The sequence below is a fragment of the Streptomyces sp. SAS_281 genome (assembly GCF_052542855.1).
Genome location: NZ_JBMNDO010000216.1, coordinates 1 through 2,499 on the forward strand (window position 1 = coordinate 1; position 2,499 = coordinate 2,499).

At 56.3% G+C, this 2,499-nt stretch carries 1 rRNA gene (only partly in view); it reads right to left on the minus strand.

Going from position 1 to position 2,499, the window contains the following annotated elements:
- Positions 1–22: 22 nt before the first annotated feature.
- Positions 23–2,499 (minus strand): 23S ribosomal RNA (locus ACN6LM_RS37435); it runs 431 nt beyond the window's last position.

Below are 2,499 nucleotides of genomic sequence, written 5' to 3' on the forward strand. Positions count from 1 at the left end.
AACACAGTGGACGCGAGCAACTGAGGACAAGCCCTCGGCCTATTAGTACCAGTCAGCTCCACCCGTTACCGGGCTTCCACATCTGGCCTATCAACCCAGTCGTCTACTGGGAGCCTTAACCAATCAAGTTGGTGGGAATACTCATCTCGAAGCAGGCTTCCCGCTTAGATGCTTTCAGCGGTTATCCTTTCCGAACGTAGCCAACCAGCCATGCCCTTGGCAGAACAACTGGCACACCAGAGGTTCGTCCGTCCCGGTCCTCTCGTACTAGGGACAGCCCTTCTCAATATTCCTACGCGCACAGCGGATAGGGACCGAACTGTCTCACGACGTTCTAAACCCAGCTCGCGTACCGCTTTAATGGGCGAACAGCCCAACCCTTGGGACCGACTCCAGCCCCAGGATGCGACGAGCCGACATCGAGGTGCCAAACCATCCCGTCGATATGGACTCTTGGGGAAGATCAGCCTGTTATCCCCGGGGTACCTTTTATCCGTTGAGCGACAGCGCTTCCACAAGCCACTGCCGGATCACTAGTCCCGACTTTCGTCCCTGCTCGACCCGTCGGTCTCACAGTCAAGCTCCCTTGTGCACTTACACTCAACACCTGATTGCCAACCAGGCTGAGGGAACCTTTGGGCGCCTCCGTTACTCTTTAGGAGGCAACCGCCCCAGTTAAACTACCCATCAGACACTGTCCCTGATCCGGATCACGGACCCAGGTTAGACATCCAGCACGACCAGAGTGGTATTTCAACGACGACTCCACAACCACTGGCGTGGCCGCTTCAAAGTCTCCCACCTATCCTACACAAGCCGAACCGAACACCAATATCAAACTATAGTAAAGGTCCCGGGGTCTTTCCGTCCTGCTGCGCGAAACGAGCATCTTTACTCGTAGTGCAATTTCACCGGGCCTATGGTTGAGACAGTCGAGAAGTCGTTACGCCATTCGTGCAGGTCGGAACTTACCCGACAAGGAATTTCGCTACCTTAGGATGGTTATAGTTACCACCGCCGTTTACTGGCGCTTAAGTTCTCAGCTTCGCCACCCCGAAGAGCAGCTAACCGGTCCCCTTAACGTTCCAGCACCGGGCAGGCGTCAGTCCGTATACATCGCCTTACGGCTTCGCACGGACCTGTGTTTTTAGTAAACAGTCGCTTCTCGCTGGTCTCTGCGGCCACCCCCAGCTCACCGAGTAAATCGGATCACCAGTGATGGCCCCCCTTCTCCCGAAGTTACGGGGGCATTTTGCCGAGTTCCTTAACCATAGTTCACCCGAACGCCTCGGTATTCTCTACCTGACCACCTGAGTCGGTTTAGGGTACGGGCCGCCATGAAACTCGCTAGAGGCTTTTCTCGACAGCATAGGATCATCCACTTCACCACAATCGGCTCGGCATCAGGTCTCAGACTTATATGCACGACGGATTTGCCTACCGTGCGTCCTACACCCTTACCCCGGGACAACCACCGCCCGGGCTGGACTACCTTCCTGCGTCACCCCATCGCTTACCTACTACAAGTCTGGTTCGTCGGCTCCACCACTACCCTCAACTCCGAAGAGATCGGGCCGGCTTCACGGACTTAGCATCGCCTGATTCAGTACTGGGCGTTTCAAAGCGGGTACCGGAATATCAACCGGTTGTCCATCGACTACGCCTGTCGGCCTCGCCTTAGGTCCCGACTTACCCTGGGCAGATCAGCTTGACCCAGGAACCCTTAGTCAATCGGCGCACACGTTTCTCACGTGTGTATCGCTACTCATGCCTGCATTCTCACTCGTGAACCGTCCACAACTCGCTTCCGCGGCTGCTTCACCCGGCACACGACGCTCCCCTACCCATCCCAGCCCCCGTTGGGGGTTAATGCTGGAATGACACGACTTCGGCGGTACGCTTGAGCCCCGCTACATTGTCGGCGCGGAATCACTTGACCAGTGAGCTATTACGCACTCTTTCAAGGGTGGCTGCTTCTAAGCCAACCTCCTGGTTGTCTCTGCGACTCCACATCCTTTCCCACTTAGCGTACGCTTAGGGGCCTTAGTCGATGCTCTGGGCTGTTTCCCTCTCGACCATGGAGCTTATCCCCCACAGTCTCACTGCCGCGCTCTCACTTACCGGCATTCGGAGTTTGGCTAAGGTCAGTAACCCGGTAGGGCCCATCGCCTATCCAGTGCTCTACCTCCGGCAAGAAACACACGACGCTGCACCTAAATGCATTTCGGGGAGAACCAGCTATCACGGAGTTTGATTGGCCTTTCACCCCTAACCACAGGTCATCCCCCAGGTTTTCAACCCTGGTGGGTTCGGTCCTCCACGAAGTCTTACCTCCGCTTCAACCTGCCCATGGCTAGATCACTCCGCTTCGGGTCTAGAGCGTGCAACTCAATCGCCCTATTCGGACTCGCTTTCGCTACGGCTTCCCCACACGGGTTAACCTCGCTACACACCGCTAACTCGCAGGCTCATTCTTCAAAAGGCACGCAGTCACGACTG